We start from the raw sequence: 15,335 nt of genomic DNA on the forward strand, positions 1-15,335 counted from the left end.
GTCCCGCTCACACACACCAGCCACAGGGTAATGAAAGCGGGTGTACGACCCCCGGAGCCTGTATCAGAGCATGCTTGGCAGAACCCTGTCCGGCGGGCGGTGGCCGTCCATGAAGGCCTTGATGTTGAGGATGACGCGTTCGCCGGTGTCGATCCGGCTCTCCAGGGTCGCAGAGCCCATGTGCGGCATCAGCAGGACCTTGCCCTTCCTGGCAAGTTTCACGAGTTTGGGGTTCACGGCGGGCTCGCCTTCGAACACATCCAGCGCCGCGCCGCCCAGCTCCCCTGCTTCCAGCATCCGTGCCAGAGCGTTTTCATCCACCACCTCGCCACGCGCGGTGTTGACGATGACGGCGTCCTTCTTGAGCAGCTTCAGGTGTCGCGCCGAAAGCAGATGATAGGTGGCTGGCGTGTGTGGGCAATGGATGGAGACGATGTCGACCCGTGCCAGCATCTGGTCCAGGCTGTCCCACCAGGTCGCCTCCAGCTCATCCTCGACAGCGGGCAGGACGCGGTTGCGATTGTGATAATGGATCTGCAGGCCAAAGGCCTTGGCGCGCCGGGCCACGGCCTGGCCGATGCGGCCCATGCCCACAATGCCGAGGCGCTTGCCGCCAAGCCGGCGACCGAGCATCCAGGTGGGTGACCAGCCGAGCCAGTCCTCGGTTTCAGGGATGATCCTTGCGCCTTCCGTCAGCCGTCGCGGCAAGGCGAGGATGAGCGCCATGGTCATGTCGGCGGTGTCCTCGGTCAAGACGCCTGGCGTGTTGGTGACGGTGATGCCCTTCGCCTGCGCCGCCTCGACATCGATGCGGTCAACGCCGTTGCCGAAATTGGCAATCAGCTTGAGGTTCGGCCCGGCTTTTTCGATCACGCTCGCGTCGATCGTATCCGTCACCGTCGGCACCAGCACTTCCGCCTCCGCGACGGCGGCTCGCAAGGCCTCGCGGGTCATCGGCACATCCTCGATGTTGAGCCGCGTGTCGAACAGTTCACGCATACGTGTTTCGATGGCTTCCGGCAGCTTGCGGGTGACAACGATCAAGGGCTTCTTGCGGGTCATGCGTTATCCGGATAACAGGCGGGGACGTGCTGGTTAACGGGGTATAAACACCCACGGTGGAAAGTCTCCCCGGCGCCGGGCTCGCCGCCGCCGGATCGCGCGGAGTGTCATACATGCTCCCCGGAAAGACAATCGTGGAAAGTGAATGGTGGGAGCGGATGATACGCTCGAATATGAAGCTTGGGGTTTCTCTTGTTGCGGCGGTCACACTGGCGCTGCTTTCACTTGGAAGCGGAGCCTCGGCGCAGCCCGTCGTCGGCGGTGTGATCGGCGCAAGCGGTCTGCCCGTTCCCCGGTTTGTGAGTCTGAAATCCAATCAGGTCAACGTGCGACGTGGACCCACGGTGGAACACCAGATCGCCTGGATGTTCAAACGCGAAGGCCTGCCTGTGGAGATCGTCGCGGAATATGAGAACTGGCGGCGGATCAGAGACGCCGACGGGGCTGAAGGCTGGGTCTACCACAGCCTCCTGTCCGGCCGCCGCACAGCGGTCGTCGCCCCCTGGGACCCGGGCAAGCTCTATGAGCTCCATTCCGACGACAGCGACAACAGCCGCGTCACCGCCTCTCTCGAGGCGGGTGTCCTGGCCAGTATCTCCCGTTGTACGGGAAGCTGGTGCCGCCTGAGCGGCAGCGGGTTTGATGGCTGGATCCGTCAGGATCGCCTCTGGGGCGCCTATCCCGGCGAAAAATTCAACTGATCGTAAAAAAGGCCGCCCAGAGGCGGCCTTTTAGAATTCTTGCGGTGAGACCTCAGCCTTTGGGGCGAAGCCGAACCACCACGTCGACCCGTGCGATCTCGAAGCCGCTGGGCGGCGACGGCAGATTGTCGACCGTGACGGAATCATCCGGGATGTCCACCAAGCGGTTCTCACCTTCCAGATAGAAGTGGTGGTGATCGCCCGTGTTGGTGTCGAAATAGCTCTTGGCGCCATCGACGGCCACCTGCCGCAGCAGGCCGGCATCGGTGAACTGATTGAGCGTGTTGTAGATCGTGGCCAGTGAGACCGGCACGCGGGCGAGCAGCGCCTCCTCGTGCAGCACCTCGGCGGTGATGTGCCGGTCGCCCTTGCTGAACAGCAGGCGTCCAAGGGCGATGCGCTGTCGGGTCGGGCGCAGGCTGGCCTTGCGCAGCATGCCGGCAACATCGCGGGCAACGCACATGGTCGGCCGCAGGCCGCAGTTCGCGTCAGTCACGGGACGATGTGTATTGGTCGTATCCATAGCGGTCAGTTATTGCCTCAAGTTACAGCGTTCATACTTGGAAATTCACAGGAAGACAATGCGTCCCGGGATCGCAGATTTTAGCGCGATAACCGTTAAGCAGTTCGTCCTCCCGCTTTTCGCCAAGGCAAAGCTCGTGTTAGAGGTGCGCCCCGCAAAAGATGAACACGAAACTGTTAAGGGCGGCACCAGCATGGGCGAACGTAAATCGAGCTACGATTACCAGGATCTTTTGGCCTGCGGCCGAGGTGAGCTGTTCGGCGCCGGCAATGCCCAGCTGCCGCTGCCTCCCATGCTGATGTTCGATCGCATCACCGAGATCTCCGAAGAGGGCGGCGCCAACGGCAAGGGCATGGTCCGTGCGGAGTTGGACGTGAAGCCGGATCTCTGGTTCTTCGACTGCCATTTCAAGGGCGACCCGGTGATGCCCGGCTGTCTCGGCCTTGATGCCATGTGGCAGCTTGTCGGCTTCCATCTCGGCTGGCTGGGCTCCGAAGGCCGCGGCCGCGCGCTTGGTCTTGGCGAACTGAAATTTTCCGGCCAGGTTCTTCCTTCGGTCAAAAAGGTCGTCTACGGCATCGACTTCAAGCGCGTCATGCGCTCCAAGCTGGTTCTCGGCATCGCCGATGGCTGGTTGGAAGCGGATGGCGAAGTCATATATAGGGCGCAGGACTTGCGCGTCGGCCTGTTCAAGGCCGAGGCCGAGACGGCGTCCGCCTGAGGAACTACGGAGAAGCCATCATGCGCCGGGTCGTCGTTACGGGGACGGGTATCGTCTCGTCCATCGGAAACAACACGCAGGAAGTCCTTGCCAGCCTCCGCGAGGCGAAATCGGGCATCTCCTTCGCCGACGACTATGCACGGCTGGGTTTCCGCTGCCAGGTTCACGGCGCGCCGCAGATCGATACCGAGCAGATGGTCGATCGCCGCGCCATGCGCTTTCACGGCGGCGGCACGGCGTGGAATCACATCGCCATGGACCAGGCGATCCGCGACGCGGGGTTGGAAGAGAATGAGGTCTCCAACGACCGCACCGGCATCATCATGGGTTCGGGCGGTCCCTCCACCCGAGTGATCGTGGAATCGGCCGATGTGACGCGGGAAAAGGGTCCTAAGCGCGTTGGGCCCTTCGCCGTCCCGAAAGCCATGTCGTCCACGGCCTCGGCGACGCTGGCCACCTTCTTCAAGATCAAGGGCGTCAACTATTCCATCTCATCGGCCTGCGCGACCTCGGCCCATTGCATCGGCAACGCCGCCGAGCAGATCCAGCTCGGCAAGCAGGACGTCATGTTCGCCGGTGGATGCGAGGATCTCGACTGGACCCTGTCGGTGCTGTTCGACGCCATGGGCGCCATGTCCAGCGGCTACAACGATCGTCCGGCTGTCGCCTCGCGTGCCTATGACGCCAATCGCGATGGATTCGTGATCGCCGGCGGTGCCGGCGTCATGGTGCTGGAGGAGCTCGAGCACGCCAAAGCCCGCGGCGCCAACATCCTGGCCGAGCTGGTCGGCTACGGCGCCACCTCCGACGGCCATGACATGGTGGCGCCCTCAGGCGAGGGCGCGGTGCGCTGCATGAAGCAGGCGCTTGCGACGGTGAAGGGCGGCATCGACTATATCAACCCGCATGCCACCTCCACACCGGTTGGCGACCTCAAGGAGATCGAGGCCATGCGGGAGGTCTTCGGCAAGGACTGCCCGCCCATCTCGGCGACGAAATCCCTTACCGGCCACTCCCTGGGTGCGGCCGGCGTGCAGGAGGCGATCTATTCGCTCCTCATGCTGCGCAATGGCTTCATCGCCGAGAGCGCCAACATCGAAGACCTGGATCCCGCCTTCACAGACATGCCGATCGTGCGTGAACGGGTCGACGGCGCGAAGCTGGAGCGGGTCCTGTCCAACTCCTTCGGCTTCGGCGGCACCAACGCCTCGCTCGTGTTCCAGCGTTTCGAGGCTTGAGCTAATCTCGAAACAGATCGAGACGAATGGTGATTGGGACGTCCCAGCGGCTGTCGCTATAGACAACGCTCGTTAAACTGGCAGAGAAAAGAGACTCCGCAATGGTGGCAGGACTTCTGGCGGGCAAGCGCGCCCTTGTCATGGGCGTCGCAAACGATCACTCCATCGCCTGGGGCATCGCGAAGAAGCTTTCCGGGGCAGGCGCCGACCTCGCCTTCACCTATCAGGGCGACGCGCTTCGCAAGCGGGTTGCGCCTTTGGCGGAAAGCCTCGGTTCGGACTTCGTCATTCCCTGTGATGTCGAGAACCTCGATTCAGTCGATGCCGTGTTCGCCGCGTTGAAGGAGCGGTGGGGCACCTTCGATATCCTGGTGCACGCCATTGCCTATTCGGATAAAGCGGAACTCAAGGGCCGTTACGCCGACACCACCCGCGCGAACTTCTCGCGCACCATGTTGATCTCCTGCTTCTCCTTCACCGAGATCGCCAAGCGCGCGGCCGAACTTATGACCGAGGGCGGCTCCATGGTCACTCTGACCTATGGTGGCTCGACCCGAGTGATGCCGAACTACAATGTGATGGGGGTCGCCAAGGCCGCGCTGGAGGCGAGCGTCCGCTATCTGGCTGCCGACTACGGCCCGCAGGGCGTGCGGGTGAACGCCATCTCCGCCGGTCCGGTGCGCACTTTGGCCGGCGCCGGCATCGCCGACGCCCGGCTCATGTTCAATTACCAGAAGCGCCACGCACCCCTGCGCCGCACCGTCACCATCGATGAGGTAGGGGGGGCGGCCCTTTATCTCCTGTCCGATCTCGGCTCCGGCGTGACCGGCGAGGTGCATTACGTCGACAGCGGGTATAATATCATGTCCATGCCGCGGCCGGAGGCGCTGAAGACCGTGGACGCGGCCGAAGAGGCCGCGGAACAGGCAGCAGAGGCACGCAGCGCCGCGGAGTGAGGTCATGACGACCGCCGACACGCTTCTGTCGCTCGCCGCCCTATGGCTCGTGGCGGTGATCACACCGGGCCCGAACATGATGCTGTTCGCGGCCATCAGCATGTCGTCATCACGCGCGGCGGTGGTCATGGCAGCGCTGGGCATCATCATCGGCACGGCGGTATGGGGCGCGGCGGGTCTGTTCGGCCTGCTGTGGCTGTTCGAAACCTTTCCTCCGCTCGCCAGTGCCGTGAAGATCGCTGGCGGCGCCTATCTTGCCTGGAAGGGCTTCCAGATCATGCGGGGGAGCCTCAGGCCTGCCGGTAACGCAGCGGACCTGCCGAGGCGCATGGAGATCTCGCCACGCCGCGCTTTCGTTGTCGGTCTCCTCACCAATCTCGCCAATCCGAAATCGCTCGTTTTCGTGACGTCGCTCTTCGCGGTCACCCATCTTGCGGAAAAGCCGCTGGCCATCGGCCTGACAGGCGTCGGCATCATGGTGGCCCTGTCGGCGACCTATTACACCACGTTCGGTGTTCTGCTGCGGCTGACCCCTTTCGCGCAGCGGGAATCGCCGCTGAAGCGCGTCGTCGTGGCTGTTGTGGGAGCCATCATGATGGTTTTCGGCGGACGGTTGGCCTTCGAGCGCTAAGCTCTTCCGAATGCGAAAAAGGCCGGTCCTCGCGAACCGGCCTTTTCATTGGCGTTCACTGCCGGATCAGCGCCGCTCGCGCTTCTTCAGGCTGCGCAGGCGCAGGGCGTTGAGCTTGATGAAGCCCTGAGCGTCGCGATGGTCGTAGGCGACGGCGCCTTCCTCGAAGGTGACGAGGTCCTGGTCGTAGAGCGAATAGGGACTGGTGCGGCCGACAACGGTGGCCGAGCCCTTGTAGAGCTTCACCCGCACCTGTCCGGTGACGAACTCCTGGCTCTTGTCGGCCAGCACCTGGATCATCTCGCGCTCGGGCGTGAACCAGAAGCCATAATAGACCAGTTCCGCATAGCGCGGCATCAGGCTGTCCTTGAGGTGGGCCGCCTCGCGATCCAGCGCGATGCTCTCGATGCCGCGATGCGCTGCGTAGAGGATCGTGCCGCCAGGGGTCTCATAGACACCGCGTGACTTCATGCCGACAAAGCGGTTCTCGACGAGGTCGAGACGACCGATGCCATTGGCCTTGCCGAGCTCGTTGAGCTTGGTCAGGAGCGTGGCAGGGGACATCTTCACGCCATCGATGGCAACCGGATCACCTTTTTCAAAATCGATGGTGATGTAGGTCGGCGTATCGGGCGCCTCTTCCGGCGGGATGGTGCGCTGATAGACATATTCAGGCGCTTCCTCGGCCGGATCTTCCAGCACCTTTCCTTCGGATGACGAGTGAAGGAGATTGGCGTCCACGGAGAAGGGAGCCTCGCCACGCTTGTCCTTCGGCACCGGGATCTGGTTCAGTTCGGCAAATTCCAGAAGCTTCGTGCGCGACGTGAGATCCCACTCGCGCCAGGGCGCGATCACCGTGATCTCCGGCTCCAGACCGTAGTAGGATAGCTCGAAGCGAACCTGATCGTTGCCCTTGCCGGTGGCGCCATGCGCCACGGCGTCCGCACCGACCTGCCGCGCGATCTCGATCTGCTTCTTGGCGATCAGCGGACGCGCGATGGATGTGCCGAGGAGATACTGCCCTTCATAGAGGGCATTCATGCGGAACATCGGGAAAACGTAATCGCGGACGAACTCCTCACGCAGATCCTCGATGAAGATCTCCTTGATGCCGAGCATCTCCGCCTTCTTGCGCGCGGGCTCGAGCTCCTCGCCCTGACCGAGGTCCGCCGTGAAGGTCACGACCTCGCAGTTGTAGGTCGTCTGCAGCCATTTCAGGATGACCGATGTATCGAGGCCGCCGGAATAGGCGAGCACGACTTTCTTCACATTCTTCGTCATGGGGTGTCCGAGGGTATGAGCCTTGCTGGGCGCGCACATTAGCCACGCCGCTGAAAGGCGCAACCCTTCCCGGACATTCTTGGACGAAAGTGGACAGCGACCGCGGCGGCTTTATCGGCGCGCGCTCTCCAGATGTTCACGCAGGATGCGCACGTTGCGGCGGTTGGCGCGATAGGCCACATCGAAGATGCTGCCGGCGATGGGAACGGCGCCCACGATGGTATCGAGGCCGATGTTGCCGATCATGCGCGCCAGCACGCTTGATGGCACCTTCATGCGCCGTGCTTCCATGACGATGTACAGCGACAAGGCGGCGCCCGCGAGATCGCCGATACCAGGCACCAGGCCCATGACGGCATCTGCCCCGAACCGGATATTGGTTCCGGGAATGCGCCAGGCCGAGTCCAGCATTCGGGACAATTTGTCGAGGCGTTCGATGGTCCCCAGCCGCGAATGGTCGGGGTCACGCGCGGCATCGTAATATTCGAAGGTGCCGGCTTTCGTCATGAGCTCATGATCCTTCAAGGTTGCCTTTCATATGGAAATGCAAAAGCCGCACCGCAAGTTCGGCCGTTCCTGGTGTGGCGCGCGGAGCCCGGAGCGCTTAAGTAAGCTCGTCATTCCGCAGGTTGGACGGGAACGCCATGGCCTTCAGCCCCGAAGAGATCGAGCGCTATGCGCGCCATATCGTCTTGGCCGACGTCGGCGGTCCAGGCCAGCAAAAGCTGAAGGCTGCGCGGGTTCTCATCATCGGCGCCGGTGGTCTGGGAAGCCCGGCCTTGCTGTATCTGGCCGCGGCCGGGGTCGGCACGCTCGGGATCGTCGATGATGACGAGGTTTCGCTGTCCAACCTGCAGCGGCAGATCGCGCATGGGACCGCGGATATCGGGCGGCCCAAGGTCGACAGCGCCGCGGATGCCGTCGCCAGGATCAACCCTCACGTCGTGGTCGAGCGCCACGCCAATCGCATCGATCGCGCCAATGCCGCGGCGCTTATCGCCTCCTACGATATCGTCCTGGACGGTTCGGATAATTTCGCCACCCGTTATCTCGTGGCCGATGTCTGCGAGGAGGTGGGACGGCCGCTGGTGACAGGCTGGCTCGGGCCATTTGATGCAGGGCTGACAACCCTGCGCGCTCACGAGTATGGCCCCCATGGAAGGCGTAACCCCAGCTATCGCTGCCTCTTCGCCGAGCCCCCTCCGGCAGGAACCGTTCCAACCTGCGAGGAGGCGGGCATCATTGGCGCACTCGCCGGCATCATCGGCTCCATGATGGCGCTGGAGGCGGTGCGCGAAATCGTCGGCTTCGGTCAAGGGCTCGTCGGCACCTTGCTTCTGATTGATGGGCGTTCTCTCAGGTTCGAGCGCATCACTTATGAACGGGTGCCGTCCTAGTTCTTTTTGGCACGAGTGGTGAAGCGAGCATTGCCGAGGCCGGTGCCGATGGTGACCACGCCCCATTTCTCGACATCAGTCATGGCGGGAATCTCGCTCAGGCCCTGCAGGACGGCATCATTGTGCATCAGCACCATGGTCTCATGCCCGCCAATCTCGGGAATGGCCTCGCGCAGCCGCTCTGGCAGGAAAAAGCCTTTCGCCTCCCAGTTGCCCGGCAGGTTCTGCGTACCTTTGGCGATGGAGCCGTCTTCACGGATAACGCCGGGGCAACCGACACCGATGAAGGGCGCGAGATCGAGCCCCTTCTTTTTGGCAGCCGCGGTGAGCTTCAGGATCATCTTCGCCAGCCGTTCGACCGCTTCGTTTCGTGTCGGTTTCTCATCGGCGTGCCGCCATAGGTCCGATTTCCACACGCAGGCGGCCGCCAGACCGGGTTTCTCGTCCTGGTTCAGTTTCACCACGCCGGCCCGCATGTTGGTGCCGCCGATATCGACGCCGATCAGCGCCTCATGGCCTTTGAAGATCCAGGATGGTGCCAGATGGGCGGCGCCGATCAGTGCCGCTTCATCGGGATGGTGGAAAATGGGGACGAGTTCGACTCCCAATCCTTCAGCTTTCAGGAGAGCTTCGGTGCGGCCGATCACCAGCTCACCGTATCGGCTCTGGCGCATGCCGCCGCCGATGGCGATACGCTCGGTGCCCTGCCACTCCTTGAGCTTGAGGAAGCGTCGCAGCACCGTCGCAAGCTCGCCAGCGAAGTCCTCGATCGCGCTCAGGATGAGGCCCGCCGCGCGCGGGTCGCCCTCCAGCAGGATCTTATCGAGGGCCTTGCGGCCCAACTCCTCGGCGGGTGTGTCTCCGAAAGGATCTGCTCCCAGCTTTGCCGTTTTCTCCCGCCAGTCCTGGAGAAGCCCGGTGAACGCGCGTTTGCTGGCGCGATCGCCCAGGAAGCCGTTTCCATCCTTCAGTTCGATGTTCCAGCTGTCGACCAGAACAGAGGGTAGCGAACCGGCCCCATGAACAATGGCGCCGCCCTGCTGGTCGTTCTTCTCTGACATGGGTTCCCCAAAATGAAGGCAGACGGGAGACAACGCTCACCCAGGCGTCAAGGTTCATCGGTGCGCGGAAATAACCGTCAGAAGGCAACCTTCCGGTTCTCGCCCATGTCCGGCCGTTCGCCAGTCGCACTGGCGGTAAGCATCTCCAGGCCCGCGACAAGGCTGCTTGAGGGGCCGTCCCAGAATTCGGCGCGCTGTGGCTGGAACCGGATCAGCCGGATGTTCGGATCTTCCGGACCGTTGGGCCAGAACGCTTCGGCATCCTTGTCCCAGAGCGCGCTTATCTTGGGCGTATCGCGCACGACGGCGGCCGTGCCGGAAACCGACAGATAGGTGTTTGTCTTGGGCTCCGAATAGGACAGACAGGCCCTCGGATCCTGCACCAGTTCATCGTCCTTGGAGCCGCTCGCATCGGTCAGGAAGAAGATACTGTTGGTATCTCGCTCGATGTGGCTGCTCATGGGCCGCGCCCGCAGCAATCCGCCGGCGATCGTCGTCAGCATACCGATGTCGATCTTCTCGATGATATCCCAGACTCTTGCTGTATCCGTTTGTGCTCTGTCGGTTTGGCTGACCACGACGGAAACCTCCTTGTTACTGTCTTCTCAACATTTTCGGCGAAAGTCGGTTCCTCGCGACATGGAGTGAGGCGTCGTAAGCTGCGGTTGAAGAATGAGATGCCCAACCGCAGTTAAGCACCGCTGCTGCAAAATCTCGTTGAACCTTGGTCGGGTTGCAGTAGACAGTAGGCGCGTTGGATCGGAACACGATGAAGCAGGGTGAAAACCTTCAGGCATCTTCACTGGATGAAGGCCGCTACCGCCTCCTGGTGGAGGCGATCACCGATCACGCCATCTATATGCTCGATCCCGAGGGGATCATCGCAAGCTGGAACGCCGGCGCGGAGCGATTGAAGGGGTACCGGAGCTGGGAAGTTCTCGGCCAGCACCTTTCCACCTTCTATACCGAAGAAGATCGTCGCGCGAACCTGCCGCAACATGAACTCGAGACGGCGCTGCGGGAAGGGCGTTTTGAAAGTCATGGCTGGCGTGTGCGCCGGGACGGCCAGCGGTTCTGGGCCCATATCGTCATCGATCCCATAAGGGATTCACTTGGCACTCTGTTGGGTTTTGCCAAGATCACTCGGGATTTGACCGAGCAGAAGCAGGCGGAGGAGGCTCTCCGCCGCAGCGAGGAACAATTCCGCCTTCTGGTTCAGGGCGTTACCGATTACGCCATCTACATGCTCGATCCTCGCGGCTTCATCACCAGCTGGAATGTCGGAGCCCAGCGCATCAAGGGGTATTCTCCGGACGAGATCATCGGGCAGCACTTCTCCCGCTTTTACATCGATGAGGATCGTGCCGGTGGGGAGCCTCAGCGGGCACTGGAAACCGCTGCTCGTGAAGGCCGTTTCGAAAAGGAAGCTCTCCGCGTTCGGCGCGATGGCAGCCACTTTTGGGCTCATGTCATCATCGATGCGATCCGCGATGAAGCCGGAGAACTCATTGGTTTTGCCAAAGTCACACGCGATGTCACCGAGCGCGTAGCGGCTCAGAAGGCCTTGGAAGAGACTCGCAACGCACTGTTTCAGTCGCAGAAGACGGAAGCGATCGGACAGCTGACCGGCGGCATCGCGCATGATTTCAACAATCTTCTGATGGTCGTCCTCGGCAGCCTGGAACTCTTGAAAAAGAAACTGCCGGATGATCCCGCCTTGATGCGGTTGCTGGAGAATGCGGTTCAGGGCGCGCAGCGCGGAACCGCGCTCACCCAGCGCATGCTTGCCTTCGCCCGCCGTCAGGAACTCAAGCTCGAACCCGTCGACATCGGGGCTCTCGTCACCGGCATGAGGGAACTTCTCCAGCGGTCCATCGGTCCGGCCATCACTCTCGAGCTTGAGTTTCCTCCCAATCTCCCTCCAGCATTGACGGATGCCAACCAGATCGATGCCGCCCTTCTCAACCTGGTCGTTAATGCGCGCGATGCCATGCCGGATGGCGGTACCATCCGCGTGGCGGCGCGCGCAGAGGCGGTGTCGCAGGTGGACACCAACGGCCTGAAGGCGGGGCGTTATCTGTGCCTCACGGTGACGGATCAGGGCGAGGGTATGGATGAGGAGGTTTTGACGCGGGCCACCGACCCATTTTTCACAACCAAGGGATTGGGTAAGGGTACGGGGCTCGGCCTTTCCATGGTCCAGGGCTCTGCGGAACAGTCCGGCGGGCGCCTCCTCCTGAAAAGCCGCAAAGGGGAGGGAACAACCGCCGAGCTTTGGCTTCCCGTTGCCGAGGGCCAAACCTCGCCGCTTTCGGTCGAGCCGGTGGAGGCGCCCGCGGCCGTCGCGCGGAGGCTTCACGTTCTTGCCGTGGATGATGATGCGCTGGTGCTGATGAACACGGTGGCGATGCTGGAGGACCTCGGCCATGAGGCCCTGCAAGCCACCTCCGCCGAGCGGGCTCTCCACATCCTCGAAGGTGGGGAGCGCGTGGATCTGGTAATCACGGATCAGGCCATGCCGTACATGACCGGCCTGCAGCTCACGGCCGCCGTGAAGGCAACCCACCCCAAACTGCCGGTCATTCTCGCGACCGGCTATGCCGAAATGTCGGCGAGCATAGAGGATCAGCCGCTGTTGAAGCTCGCCAAGCCCTTCAGCCAGGCGGAGCTGGCGAAGGCCATCGCGGCGGCGGTGACCGCTTCGCGCTGAACCTTGAGCTTCCGCGGCCACGCGGAACCCTCGGTATCACGGGGTGTTGTCCTCCTTTCGAACCCTGTGTTCGGCAGGAGAGGTCCTTGCATTCGGCCTATGTGAATCAGATCGCCACTGCGGTGCCGCCGCACGACGTGCACAGGACCTTTCTGTCCTTCGCGGACAAGCTCCTGCATGACCGGCGCGGTCATATCGTTTTCCGGCGGATGGCCGAGCGGGGACAGATCGATCACCGCTGGTCTTGCCTGCGGCCGGCATCCGCCGGCCGGAACGACGCGGTCGATGACGAAGGTTTCTACACCCTCGGCCACTTTCCATCGACGGCGGCGCGCATGCGGCGCTACGAGCAGGACGCTCCGCAACTAGCCGCGGAGGCGGTGGCTGGGCTGGACCTGGGCGATCCGGCACGCGTGACGCACCTGATCGTCATCTCATGCACCGGACTTTCCGCTCCCGGGATCGATTTCGATCTCGTGGAACGCTTTGGACTAAACCCCTCCGTCGAGCGCACCATGATTGGCTTCATGGGCTGTTATGCCGCCATCAATGGTCTGAAGCTCGCCCGTCACATCGTCCGGTCAGACCCCGAGGCCCGGGTGCTCATGGTCAGCGTGGAGCTCTGCACCCTGCACCTTCAGGAAACACAGGATCTGGAGCAGGTCCTGACCTTCATGATCTTCGGCGACGGCTGCGCCGCCGCTCTCATCACCTCTGAACCGCACGGACTGGAGCTGGAACGCTTCCACGCGATCCTGTCACCGGGAACCGCGGCCCATATCACCTGGAACATCGGCGATGTGGGCTTTGACATGGTGCTCTCGGGCCAGGTGCCGGGAGGCATAGGCAAGACGCTTCAAATCGGCAGCGGCCGCATGCTGGACCACCGCCCGACCTCGTCGATTGATCTGTGGGCGGTGCATCCGGGCGGCCGTTCTGTTCTCGATGCGGTTGAGACTGCGCTGGATCTGCCGGAGGCCGCGCTTGCCTCCTCGCGCGACGTCCTGCGCAGGTATGGCAACATGTCGTCGGCCACCGTCCTCTTTGTTCTGGCGGAGATGATGCGGGCCAATCCGGCTGGAAAGACAGGTTGCGCCATGGCCTTCGGCCCCGGCCTGGTGGCTGAGACCATGCTGTTCCGCGCGGCGGGGGCGGCGTGATGTCCCTGGACTTTTCACGGCGGGCGCATACGCCCGAACTCATGGACACCGCGCACTGCGAGTTCGAAACCTTCCGGGACTGCCTCGCCGATCTGGAACGCGTCAATGTTCTGACGCTGGCCTATCGTCCGACCATCGCCTTCCTGGACAGATTGGCAAGTGACGACCGCCTACCACGGCACCGCCCGATCCGGATCCTCGATGTCGGCAGCGGCTATGGCGACATGCTCCGCCGAATCGATCGCTGGGGCAGGCGCCGTGCTCTGCCGCTCGACCTCACCGGCATCGATCTCAACCCGTGGTCGGCGTGCGCGGCGCGGCAGGCGAGCACCCCCGACAGCGCCATCACGTGGCAGACGTGCGATCTCTTCGATTTTGAGCCTGCGCAGGAGGTCGATCTGATCGTCAGTTCGCTCTTTGCCCATCATCTCGATGACAGCGCCCTGGTGCGCTTCCTGACATGGATGGAGCGGACGGCGGGGATCGGCTGGTTCGTGAACGATCTGCATCGCCATCCCATACCTTACTGGTTCTTCCGCGCAGCCTCCCGGCTGATGGGCATGCACCGCTTTGTTCAGAACGATGGCCCCGTCTCCATCACGCGCGCCTTTGTTCGGAACGACTGGCGGATCCTGCTGGACAGAGCAGGCATTCAGCCCGGTAGTGTCCACACTGATTGGTGGATGCCCTTCCGGCTTTGCGTTTCCCGGGTTCAGCCGCGATGAAAGACGGTCGCGAGGCTCTGATTGTTGGTGGCGGGCCGGCTGGATCCGCGCTCGCGATCAGGCTGGCCAGGGCCGGACGAAGGGTGACGCTGATCGAGCGGGAAGCAGGCGCACATCACAAGGTCTGTGGCGAGTTCCTGAGCTATGAGGCCATAGCCTACCTTGAGGACCTCGGCATCTTCGCAGCAGAGCTCGGCGCGGTGCCGATCACGGAAGTTGCCCTGTCGGGAGGAAGGGCGGAGGCATCCCATCCGCTCCCCTTCCGCGCTCTCAGCCTGTCGCGTCGTCGCCTGGACGAAGTCATGCTCGATCGCGCGGTGGGTGCCGGAGCCGAGGTCCTGCGGGGAGAGGCGGTGACGCGTCTTGATGTGGGGCTGAATGGGGCGACCGCTCATCTCGGTTCGGGCATCGCCCTCTCAGGAGGCGTGGTGTTTCTGGCCAGCGGCAAGCACGACCTGCGCGGCCGGTCGCGGCCCCCCGGCCGGCAGAATGATCTCATCGGACTGAAGCTTCACTTCCACCTGTCGCCGAGGCAGCGGCGGGCTTTGGCCGGCCGGGTCGAGATCGTCATGTTTGCTGGCGGCTATGGCGGCCTTGAGCCGGTGGAGGATGATCTGGCCAACCTCTGCCTGCTGGTCCGCAAATCCGATTTCGCCTCCCTCGGCCGGTCCTGGTCGGCGCTGCTCGACCGGCTGTGTCGTTCCTCGCACCGCTTCGCCGAACATCTCGATGGAGCGATTCCGAGCCACGACCGGCCGCTGGCGATCGCCAAAATCCCATACGGGATGGTGCGCCGTGAGGCGGATGGGATCTGGCGCCTCGGCGATCAGGCCGCGGTGATCCCGTCTTTCGCCGGAGAGGGCATGGCCATCGCGCTCCACAGTGCCGCGCTCGCGGCGGACGCTTATCTGGCGGGCACCGGAGCCGACGAATTTCAGAAGAGGCTGGCGTGTGACGTCAGGGCCCCGGTTTGCCGGGCAACTCTCGTATCGCAATCCATGGTGCGCAAGCGGTCGCAGGGGCTGCTGGCACAAGGCATCCGCTTATGGCCGGAGGCCTTGGCGCATGTGGCCAGCCTGACACGTTTACCACGTCACGCGTTGCGGCTCAGTCACTAGGTTGAGGGCACCGCATAGGCTTTATGCGCCGCGGCACTGGCTTTTCGTGCT

At 62.9% G+C, this 15,335-nt stretch carries 16 protein-coding genes; 10 read left to right on the plus strand and 6 right to left on the minus strand.

Features of this window, described 5'->3' with window-relative positions; all coding sequences use genetic code 11:
* Positions 1-63: 63 nt before the first annotated feature.
* A complete protein-coding gene (locus tag IEV58_RS01585) occupies positions 64-1,062 on the minus strand; it encodes a 2-hydroxyacid dehydrogenase (RefSeq protein WP_188407949.1) in 999 nt (332 codons plus the stop codon).
* Between the two features lie 158 nt (positions 1,063-1,220).
* On the opposite strand from IEV58_RS01585, the gene IEV58_RS01590 reads away from it, so the two are divergent.
* Positions 1,221-1,763: an SH3 domain-containing protein gene (locus IEV58_RS01590; protein ID WP_229729114.1), complete on the plus strand. Its 543-nt coding sequence runs from the start codon at positions 1,221-1,223 to the stop codon at positions 1,761-1,763.
* Between the two features lie 52 nt (positions 1,764-1,815).
* Here IEV58_RS01590 and irrA read toward each other — a convergent pair whose 3' ends face one another.
* Positions 1,816-2,259, minus strand: a complete 444-nt coding sequence (gene irrA, locus IEV58_RS01595; RefSeq protein ID WP_371873612.1) for an iron response transcriptional regulator IrrA — start codon at positions 2,257-2,259, stop codon at positions 1,816-1,818.
* 220 nt (positions 2,260-2,479) lie between these two features.
* Here irrA and fabA point away from each other — a divergent pair, with 220 nt between their 5' ends.
* The 4 genes from fabA to IEV58_RS01615 all read left to right on the plus strand — a co-directional run bounded on the left by fabA (position 2,480) and on the right by IEV58_RS01615 (position 5,832).
* Positions 2,480-3,007 (plus strand): 3-hydroxyacyl-[acyl-carrier-protein] dehydratase FabA, encoded by a 528-nt coding sequence (fabA, locus tag IEV58_RS01600; protein WP_188407950.1) that lies wholly within the window; start codon positions 2,480-2,482, stop codon positions 3,005-3,007.
* Positions 3,008-3,027: 20 nt separating this feature from the next.
* Positions 3,028-4,245 carry a beta-ketoacyl-ACP synthase I gene (gene fabB / locus IEV58_RS01605; RefSeq protein WP_188407951.1) on the plus strand — a complete coding sequence of 406 codons (1,218 nt, stop codon included), beginning with the start codon at positions 3,028-3,030 and terminating at the stop codon, positions 4,243-4,245.
* Between the two features lie 101 nt (positions 4,246-4,346).
* Entirely contained in the window at positions 4,347-5,201 is an 855-nt protein-coding gene (gene fabI, locus IEV58_RS01610; RefSeq protein WP_188407952.1) for an enoyl-ACP reductase FabI, read from the plus strand.
* A gap of 4 nt (positions 5,202-5,205) precedes the next feature.
* The gene (locus IEV58_RS01615; protein ID WP_188407953.1) at positions 5,206-5,832 is read left to right on the plus strand and encodes a LysE family translocator; all 627 of its coding nucleotides are present in this window, start codon (positions 5,206-5,208) and stop codon (positions 5,830-5,832) included.
* Positions 5,833-5,898: 66 nt separating this feature from the next.
* On the opposite strand, the gene IEV58_RS01620 is transcribed toward IEV58_RS01615, so the two are convergent.
* The gene (locus IEV58_RS01620; RefSeq protein WP_188407954.1) at positions 5,899-7,113 is read right to left on the minus strand and encodes an argininosuccinate synthase; all 1,215 of its coding nucleotides are present in this window, start codon (positions 7,111-7,113) and stop codon (positions 5,899-5,901) included.
* Between the two features lie 111 nt (positions 7,114-7,224).
* Positions 7,225-7,620: a DUF4112 domain-containing protein gene (locus IEV58_RS01625; RefSeq protein WP_188407955.1), complete on the minus strand. Its 396-nt coding sequence runs from the start codon at positions 7,618-7,620 to the stop codon at positions 7,225-7,227.
* A 137-nt stretch (positions 7,621-7,757) separates the two neighbouring features.
* On the opposite strand from IEV58_RS01625, the gene IEV58_RS01630 reads away from it, so the two are divergent.
* The gene (locus tag IEV58_RS01630) at positions 7,758-8,510 is read left to right on the plus strand and encodes a HesA/MoeB/ThiF family protein (RefSeq protein WP_188407956.1); all 753 of its coding nucleotides are present in this window, start codon (positions 7,758-7,760) and stop codon (positions 8,508-8,510) included.
* On the opposite strand, the gene IEV58_RS01635 is transcribed toward IEV58_RS01630, so the two are convergent.
* The gene (locus IEV58_RS01635; RefSeq protein ID WP_188407957.1) at positions 8,507-9,571 is read right to left on the minus strand and encodes an ROK family protein; all 1,065 of its coding nucleotides are present in this window, start codon (positions 9,569-9,571) and stop codon (positions 8,507-8,509) included. The genes IEV58_RS01630 and IEV58_RS01635 overlap by 4 nt on opposite strands.
* A 77-nt stretch (positions 9,572-9,648) precedes the next feature.
* Positions 9,649-10,149, minus strand: coding sequence for a pyridoxamine 5'-phosphate oxidase family protein (locus IEV58_RS01640; RefSeq protein WP_229729115.1), 501 nt, complete (start codon positions 10,147-10,149; stop codon positions 9,649-9,651).
* A 191-nt stretch (positions 10,150-10,340) separates the two neighbouring features.
* Here IEV58_RS01640 and IEV58_RS01645 point away from each other — a divergent pair, with 191 nt between their 5' ends.
* From IEV58_RS01645 to IEV58_RS01660, 4 genes are all read left to right on the plus strand, one after another.
* On the plus strand, positions 10,341-12,281 hold the full coding sequence (locus IEV58_RS01645) for a hybrid sensor histidine kinase/response regulator (RefSeq protein ID WP_188407958.1): 1,941 nt from the start codon (positions 10,341-10,343) through the stop codon (positions 12,279-12,281).
* Between the two features lie 86 nt (positions 12,282-12,367).
* The gene (locus tag IEV58_RS01650) at positions 12,368-13,441 is read left to right on the plus strand and encodes a type III polyketide synthase (protein ID WP_188407959.1); all 1,074 of its coding nucleotides are present in this window, start codon (positions 12,368-12,370) and stop codon (positions 13,439-13,441) included.
* Positions 13,441-14,166, plus strand: coding sequence for a methyltransferase domain-containing protein (locus tag IEV58_RS01655; protein ID WP_188407960.1), 726 nt, complete (start codon positions 13,441-13,443; stop codon positions 14,164-14,166). The genes IEV58_RS01650 and IEV58_RS01655 overlap by 1 nt, the downstream gene beginning before the upstream one ends.
* Positions 14,163-15,284: an NAD(P)/FAD-dependent oxidoreductase gene (locus tag IEV58_RS01660; RefSeq protein WP_188407961.1), complete on the plus strand. Its 1,122-nt coding sequence runs from the start codon at positions 14,163-14,165 to the stop codon at positions 15,282-15,284. Before IEV58_RS01655 ends, IEV58_RS01660 begins: the two co-directional genes overlap by 4 nt.
* Positions 15,285-15,335: the final 51 nt, after the last annotated feature.

Origin of the sequence: Agaricicola taiwanensis, from assembly GCF_014635245.1 — a bacterium.
GTDB classification, from domain to species: Bacteria; Pseudomonadota; Alphaproteobacteria; order Rhizobiales; family Methylopilaceae; genus Agaricicola; species Agaricicola taiwanensis.

What these genes read in the sequence shown, in the direction of transcription:
- fabB (WP_188407951.1), top strand. Translation starts at nt 3,028, where the DNA reads ATGCGCCGGGTCGTCGTTACGGGGACGGGTATCGTCTCGTCCATCGGA.
- IEV58_RS01585 (WP_188407949.1), bottom strand. Translation starts at nt 1,062, where the DNA reads ATGACCCGCAAGAAGCCCTTGATCGTTGTCACCCGCAAGCTGCCGGAA.
- IEV58_RS01660 (WP_188407961.1), top strand. Translation starts at nt 14,163, where the DNA reads ATGAAAGACGGTCGCGAGGCTCTGATTGTTGGTGGCGGGCCGGCTGGA.
- IEV58_RS01635 (WP_188407957.1), bottom strand. Translation starts at nt 9,571, where the DNA reads ATGTCAGAGAAGAACGACCAGCAGGGCGGCGCCATTGTTCATGGGGCC.
- IEV58_RS01590 (WP_229729114.1), top strand. Translation starts at nt 1,221, where the DNA reads ATGATACGCTCGAATATGAAGCTTGGGGTTTCTCTTGTTGCGGCGGTC.
- fabA (WP_188407950.1), top strand. Translation starts at nt 2,480, where the DNA reads ATGGGCGAACGTAAATCGAGCTACGATTACCAGGATCTTTTGGCCTGC.
- fabI (WP_188407952.1), top strand. Translation starts at nt 4,347, where the DNA reads ATGGTGGCAGGACTTCTGGCGGGCAAGCGCGCCCTTGTCATGGGCGTC.
- IEV58_RS01625 (WP_188407955.1), bottom strand. Translation starts at nt 7,620, where the DNA reads ATGACGAAAGCCGGCACCTTCGAATATTACGATGCCGCGCGTGACCCC.
- IEV58_RS01655 (WP_188407960.1), top strand. Translation starts at nt 13,441, where the DNA reads ATGTCCCTGGACTTTTCACGGCGGGCGCATACGCCCGAACTCATGGAC.
- IEV58_RS01615 (WP_188407953.1), top strand. Translation starts at nt 5,206, where the DNA reads ATGACGACCGCCGACACGCTTCTGTCGCTCGCCGCCCTATGGCTCGTG.
- IEV58_RS01620 (WP_188407954.1), bottom strand. Translation starts at nt 7,113, where the DNA reads ATGACGAAGAATGTGAAGAAAGTCGTGCTCGCCTATTCCGGCGGCCTC.
- IEV58_RS01645 (WP_188407958.1), top strand. Translation starts at nt 10,341, where the DNA reads ATGAAGCAGGGTGAAAACCTTCAGGCATCTTCACTGGATGAAGGCCGC.
- IEV58_RS01630 (WP_188407956.1), top strand. Translation starts at nt 7,758, where the DNA reads ATGGCCTTCAGCCCCGAAGAGATCGAGCGCTATGCGCGCCATATCGTC.